We start from the raw sequence: 5,682 nt of genomic DNA, 5'->3' as shown, positions 1-5,682 counted from the left end.
GCCCTAGGTCGCGGGCGAGTACCGCCGGGTAGCTCGGGCCCTCGAGGAGTGTCATGAGGATGCGGGAGCGGGTCGGGTCGGCCATCGCCCGGCCCAGCCGGTTCATCACGTCCAGCCGCGAAGCAATAGTCAGCATGCGCTGACCATACAGAACCTGCTGACCTCTCGTGTGTGGCTCCCGCTGCTGATATCTGCACATCTGCATAGGTGTATGGTCGTGGCATGAGTGTGACGCCGTTGGATTCGTGTCAGGTCACCGCCGTCCATCCGGAGAAGGTGGCGCTGACCCGGGAGAGGATCCCCGACGAGCGCGAGGCCGGCAGGTTGGCCGGGCTGTTCAAGCTCCTGGGGGACCCGCGCCGTGCCCGGGCGCTGTATGCGTTGCTGGAGGCCGGCGAGCTGTGCGTGTGTGACCTGGCGGCGTCGGTCGATGTCGCGGAGGCGTCGGTGTCCCAGGTGCTGCGGGTGCTGCGTACCGCTGGGGTGGTCGAGAACCGCCGGGAGGGGCGGATGGTGTACTACCGCCTCGCTGACGGGCATGTGCGGATGCTGCTGGACGTCTCCCGTGAGCACGCCCGCCACGAGGGGCAGGGCTGATGGGGGCGGGACACAGCCATGCCCCGGCGACCGGGCATGCCGGTGGCCGCTACCGTCGGCGGCTGGCGGGGGCGTTCGCCCTGACGGCGGGCTTCTTCCTGATCGAGCTGGTCGCGGGGCTGGTGTCGGGGTCGTTGGCGCTGCTGTCGGATGCCGGGCACATGGCTGCCGATGTGGTGGTGCTGGGTGCGGCGCTGCTGGCGACGCGCATCGCGAGCCGGCCGGACTCCACGGGGCGACGCACCTATGGCTCCTACCGGGCCGAGGTGTTCGCCTCGGCGTTGGCGGTGCTGGCGATGCTCGCGGTCGGGGTGTACGTGGTGGTCGAGGCCATCAGCCGGCTGGGTGACGCGCCGGAGGTGGCCTCCGGCGCCATGCTCGCGGTCGGCTTCGCCGGCCTGGTGATCAACATCATCTCCATGCTGCTGCTGCGCAGCGGGGCCAAGGACAGCCTGAACGTCAAGGGCGCCTACTACGAGGTGATCGCCGACGCCGCCGGGTCGGTGGGTGTCATGGTCGCCGGCGTGCTGATCATCCTCACCGGCCAGCCGATCTGGGACGTCGTGGTCGCGGCGCTCATCGCGGTCTTCGTCATCATCCGGGCGGTGGTTCTGGGCAGGCAGGTGATCGCGGTGCTGGGCCAGCACGCCCCGGAAGGGGTGGACCCGGAGGACGTCGCCGGTGACCTGGACGCGGTCGAGGGGGTGGAGGAGGTCCACGACCTGCACCTGTGGACCCTGACGTCGGGGATGAACGTGGCCACGGCCCACCTGGTCGCTGACCAGGGCGCGGACCACGGCGCCGTGCTTGCCGGCGCGCGCCGGGTGCTGCGCGACCGTTACGGTATCGCCCATGCCACCTTGCAGGTGGAGGGCGCCGGCAGCGACGGCTGTCACGACCTGAGCTGGTAGCACTCGGCACGGAAGCCCGCTCGCGAGAGCCGCACATGCTTGAGCAACGTCTTAGGAGCGCGCGATGACCGCGAAGCACGGCAAGGGCCCCGGGCCGGACGAGGGCCAGCGGCCGGTCCGGCGCGGGGTGGTGCTCACCCTGCTGGGGATCGGTCTGGTCGCCGCGGCTTACGTGGTGACGATCGTGGTCATGGTGGTGCGGTGACGCGGCCCAAACGGACCGCGGCCTCATGGCGGCGCCGCAAGGCGGTCATCGCGTCGTCCAGTGCTGTCCTCGTCGGGTCGAGCACGTAGAGGTCGTGAAGACGTCCAGATATAGGCCTGGGACGGGAGTTCTTGCATCGACTGAACTCCCCGGTGGTTGCAGGTCCGATACGCAGGGGTGCCAGTAAGTAGGGCTGATCGGCGCCCATTTTCTTGTCTCGCGCCCCGGGGCGAGGCGGTCCCCTATCGGTGTCCCTGTGTGCGGGGCAGGTTCACGCCGCGCAGCAGGAGAGCTTGGCGATGTCGGTGGTGAAGGCCTGCGCGGTGAGCTTGAGGCCTTCGGCCATGGTCAGGTAGGGGCTCCAGAGGTTGGCGACCTGGCTGGTGGTCATGCCGGCCTCGAGCATGTAGACCCCGGCGGCGGCGAGGTCGCCGGCGTCCTGGGCCAGGGCGGTAATGCCGATGATGCGGCCGGTGTCGGCGTCGGTGACCATCTTGATGAACCCGCGGGTGTCGCGGTTGACGATCGCGCGTGGGACGTGCGCGAGTGACAGGACACGGCTGTCGTAGCGGATCCCGGCAGCGGAGGCCTGCCGTTCGGTCATCCCGACGGCGGCCAGGGCGGGGCTGGTGAACACGACCCGGGGCAGGTGGCGGTAGTCGACCTCGAGGCCGGCGCCGGTGAGGGCGTTGTCGGCGACGAGGGCGCCGTGGGCCGCGGCGACGTACACGAACTGACGGTGGGCGGTGACGTCACCGGCAGCCCAGACGCGCGGGTTGGTGCTGCGCAGATGGCTGTCGACAACCACCTCGCCGTGGTCGCCGGTGCGCACGTCGACGGTGTCGAGACCGAGCGTGGCGGTGACCGGGCGGCGCCCGGTGGCGACGAGTACCTCGGCCGCCCGGAGTTCCTGTGAGCCGTCAGTGGTGGTGGCAGTGACCGTGACCTCGCCGGTGGCCGGGTCGCGGCGGACCGCGCTGGGCACCGCGCCGCGGATGATCTGGATGCCTTCGTCCGTGAAGATCTCATCCAGGGCGGTGGACGCCTCGGGTTCTTCCTGGGACGCCAGCCGTGAGCGGACCAGCATGGTGACCCGGACGCCGAGCCGAGCGAAGAGCTGGGCCTGCTCCATCGCGACGTAGCCGCCGCCGATGACCAGCAGCGACTCCGGGACGTGGTCCAGTTCCATCGCGGTGGTCGAGGTCAGGTAACCGGCCTCCTGCAGGCCGGGGACCGGCGGCGCCCAGGGCCTGGAGCCGGTGGCGATGAGGTAGTGCGCGGCCCGGACCGTCTCCACCGTGCCGTCAGGGCCGGTGACGCGCAGTGCCGGCTCGCTGGGTGTGCCGACGAACGTGGCGTCCCCGGGGTGGAGATCCCATCCGTACTCGGTGGCCAGGTCCAGGTACTTCTCGCCACGCAGTGACCCGACGAGCCGATCCTTGCCGGCGATCAAGGCGGGCATGTCGACCGGCCGGACTTCGGGGAGCGGCAGGCCGGGGAACCGGGAGGCGTCGAGTGTGACGTGGCGGGCCTCGGCGGTCGCGAGCAAGGCCTTGGAGGGCACGCACCCGGTGTTCACGCAGGTACCGCCGACGGTGCCACGCTCGATCATCACCACCCGTCTGCCGAGGTTGGTGGCGCGGATCGCGGCCGCGAACGCCGCCCCACCGAACCCGATCATTGCCAGGTCATACGACCTGCTGTTAGCCGTTGCCGTCATGAACTCCTCCTTCATCGCCCTCAGGATCGACCTTCCAGTGCACTGGAAGGTCAAGGGGGAGAATGAGTGGCATGCGGATCGGTGAGGTGGCTCGGGCGTCGGGCACGACGAGCAAGACCCTGCGGTACTACGAGGAGGTCGGGCTGCTACCCGCCGCGGACCGCACCCCGGCGGGCTACCGGGACTACGGCGCCGAGGTGCTCGACCGGCTGGACTTCATCCGCCGGGGGCAAGCGGCCGGGCTGACCCTGGCCCAGATCGGTCAGGTGCTGGACATCCGCGACCGGGGGCAGGCCCCCTGCCGGCACGTCACCGACCTGCTCGACACCCGCCTTGATGTGATCGACCGGCAACTCGCCGAGCTCGCGCAGCTACGCACCACGATCGCCGACCTGCGCGAGGACGCCGCCGCCGGCGACCCGGCCACGTGCTCCCCCGAGGATGTCTGCCGCTACCTGTGACACCGAAGTTCACGGGCCCGTGGCAGCGCATGGCGGCCCACTCTGTTGCGTTGGGGTGTTAGACCTTTCGCAATGGTTCTGTTGCGCGGGGTGCACCCTATCGCGACGCCTATTCCTCCGGCCTGCCGTCGGCCGCTGTCCCGGTGAAGGATCGGCTTGCGGAACGTGAGCCTCACTCGCAGCGCCCTCTTGTGTCAAGGGCCATTGAGTTCTGCCCATAGGCGGCCAGTGTTTCTTCCCGCTGGTGGCCATCAGAACTGCCCACTGGTGGCCAGCTGGTTTGCCCGTTTGGGTGGTGGTGCTGGCCACCGTGATGGGATCAGTTCAGTGGCATGACTCCCTTCCCGGCCATTGCCTGGGTCATCCGTACGGAGTCTCCGGTGGTCTGGCAGACGTGGGCGTGGTGCAGGAGCCGGTCCACGGTGGCGGTGGCCAGGGTCTTGGGCATCAGCTCGTCGAAGCCGGCCGGGTGCAGGTTCGAGCTGATCGCTACGGAGCGTTTCTCGTAGGCGGCGTCCACGATGCGGTAGAGGCCCTCGGCGGCATCGTCGGCGACCGGCAGCAGGCCGATGTCGTCGATGACGATCAGGTCGGCGCGCAGGATTCGGGCGACGGCTTTGGTGATGGTGTCATCGGGCCGGTGGGCCCGGATCATCGCCCCGAGGTCCTCCAGGGTGAACCAGGCCACCCGCTTGCCCTCCTCCACGGCCTGCTGGCCCAGGGCCTCGAGGAAGAAGGTCTTGCCGGTGCCGGAGGGCCCGCAGACCACGAGGTTCTCTCTGCGCGAGAGCCATTCCAGGGTGCGCAGGGACTGCTGGGTCGGGGCCGGGATCGAGGAGGCGCCCGGATCCCAGGTCGTGAAGGTCTTGCCGGTGGGGAACCCGGCGGCCTTGCGCCGGGCGGCGAGCATGGATCGGGCCCGACCGGTGGTCTCCTCGACCAGCAGGGCCTTGAGGACCTCGGCCGGCTCCCAGCGTTGGGCCCGGGCGGTGGCCAGTACCTCGGCGGCGATACCGCGGGCGTGGGGCATCTTCAGCTGCCGCAACAGCGCCTCCAAATCGGCCGGCAGCGCCGGTGCGGCGGTGTTCGGGGTGTGGATGCTCACCGGGCTGCCCCCTCGGTGTTGGAGGTACCGAGGCCGGCCCAGCCGGCGGTGCCCTGGGTCAGGGACCGTTCCTCGGTGGCGGTGTGCATCCCGGTGCGGTGGCCGGCGGCGGTGAGCAGGGAGGCCAGGTCGCCGTGGGCGAAGCGCTGGTGCACCGCGGCCACCCCGAGGGCGCGGTCGACCTGGTCGGTGCCGGCGAGCTTGGCCAGGGTGACGGCCTCGGCCATCTTCTGACCGATCCGGCTGGTGCCGGCCGCGGCGGCCTCCACCAGCCAGGTCCTCGCTCCGGCCCCGATGGCCAGGAACTCGGCCTCCGCCGCCGAACGGGGCACCGGGGTGTAGTCCCCGGGCACCTTGTCCGTCTCGTGGCCGGGGAAGTGCGCGTCGTCGATGGCCGGGGACCCGGGCCGGGCCACCCGGTGCCGGGCGACCTCCACCGGCCCCTGCGCACCGGCGTGCATGATCACCACCATCGAGTCCGGTCCGGTGCCGTGATGGCGCACGAACACCTCGGCCCCGAGCAGGTGCGCGGGCACCGAGTACTGGGCGTTTTCGAAGGAGACCATCGGCGTGTTCTCCGGCACCTTCCGTCCCACCCCGTAGGCCACGGTGTGCGCCGTGGCGGGGATCCGATGCAACGCGCTGGTCTCCTCGGCGAGCATGTGGTCCGGGCGGCGCCGGGT

7 protein-coding genes and 1 pseudogene are annotated in these 5,682 nt (G+C 70.5%); 4 read left to right on the top strand and 4 right to left on the bottom strand.

Annotation, left to right across the window (positions count from 1 at the left end; all coding sequences use genetic code 11):
• Positions 1 to 136 (bottom strand): ArsR family transcriptional regulator (locus ACUJ8O_RS11340; RefSeq protein WP_036378784.1); only part of this gene is annotated, 136 nt, incomplete at its 3' end.
• An 86-nt stretch (positions 137 to 222) separates the two neighbouring features.
• On the opposite strand from ACUJ8O_RS11340, the gene ACUJ8O_RS11335 reads away from it, so the two are divergent.
• The 3 genes from ACUJ8O_RS11335 to ACUJ8O_RS11325 all read left to right on the top strand — a co-directional run bounded on the left by ACUJ8O_RS11335 (position 223) and on the right by ACUJ8O_RS11325 (position 1,713).
• Positions 223 to 597, top strand: coding sequence for an ArsR/SmtB family transcription factor (locus tag ACUJ8O_RS11335; RefSeq protein WP_044659923.1), 375 nt, complete (start codon positions 223 to 225; stop codon positions 595 to 597).
• Positions 597 to 1,508: a cation diffusion facilitator family transporter gene (locus ACUJ8O_RS11330; protein WP_002854089.1), complete on the top strand. Its 912-nt coding sequence runs from the start codon at positions 597 to 599 to the stop codon at positions 1,506 to 1,508. The genes ACUJ8O_RS11335 and ACUJ8O_RS11330 overlap by 1 nt, the downstream gene beginning before the upstream one ends.
• Before the next feature lie 64 nt (positions 1,509 to 1,572).
• On the top strand, positions 1,573 to 1,713 hold the full coding sequence (locus tag ACUJ8O_RS11325; protein WP_200869970.1) for a hypothetical protein: 141 nt from the start codon (positions 1,573 to 1,575) through the stop codon (positions 1,711 to 1,713).
• 271 nt (positions 1,714 to 1,984) lie between these two features.
• Here the strand turns inward: ACUJ8O_RS11325 and merA are convergent, their stop codons facing one another.
• Positions 1,985 to 3,433: a mercury(II) reductase gene (gene merA, locus ACUJ8O_RS11320; RefSeq protein WP_036341525.1), complete on the bottom strand. Its 1,449-nt coding sequence runs from the start codon at positions 3,431 to 3,433 to the stop codon at positions 1,985 to 1,987.
• A gap of 71 nt (positions 3,434 to 3,504) precedes the next feature.
• Between merA and ACUJ8O_RS11315 the strand changes: the two genes are divergently transcribed.
• Entirely contained in the window at positions 3,505 to 3,894 is a 390-nt protein-coding gene (locus ACUJ8O_RS11315; RefSeq protein ID WP_036382791.1) for a heavy metal-responsive transcriptional regulator, read from the top strand.
• A gap of 319 nt (positions 3,895 to 4,213) precedes the next feature.
• Here ACUJ8O_RS11315 and istB read toward each other — a convergent pair whose 3' ends face one another.
• Both istB and ACUJ8O_RS11305 read right to left on the bottom strand, forming a co-directional pair.
• Positions 4,214 to 4,999 (bottom strand): IS21-like element helper ATPase IstB, encoded by a 786-nt coding sequence (gene istB, locus ACUJ8O_RS11310; RefSeq protein ID WP_010078636.1) that lies wholly within the window; start codon positions 4,997 to 4,999, stop codon positions 4,214 to 4,216.
• Positions 4,996 to 5,682: pseudogene (locus ACUJ8O_RS11305) on the bottom strand (IS21-like element ISMlu14 family transposase); the annotation flags it as partial. The pseudogene ACUJ8O_RS11305 and the gene istB, both read right to left, overlap by 4 nt.

The sequence above is a fragment of the Micrococcus sp. EWR3.9.1 genome (assembly GCF_052615555.1).
This window is presented reverse-complemented; position numbering and strand designations above follow the sequence as displayed.

Excerpts from the sequence above, each read along its gene's own strand:
- ACUJ8O_RS11335 (WP_044659923.1), top strand. The coding sequence starts at position 223 with ATGAGTGTGACGCCGTTGGATTCGTGTCAGGTCACCGCCGTCCATCCG.
- ACUJ8O_RS11330 (WP_002854089.1), top strand. The coding sequence starts at position 597 with ATGGGGGCGGGACACAGCCATGCCCCGGCGACCGGGCATGCCGGTGGC.
- ACUJ8O_RS11325 (WP_200869970.1), top strand. The coding sequence starts at position 1,573 with ATGACCGCGAAGCACGGCAAGGGCCCCGGGCCGGACGAGGGCCAGCGG.
- merA (WP_036341525.1), bottom strand. The coding sequence starts at position 3,433 with ATGACGGCAACGGCTAACAGCAGGTCGTATGACCTGGCAATGATCGGG.
- ACUJ8O_RS11315 (WP_036382791.1), top strand. The coding sequence starts at position 3,505 with ATGCGGATCGGTGAGGTGGCTCGGGCGTCGGGCACGACGAGCAAGACC.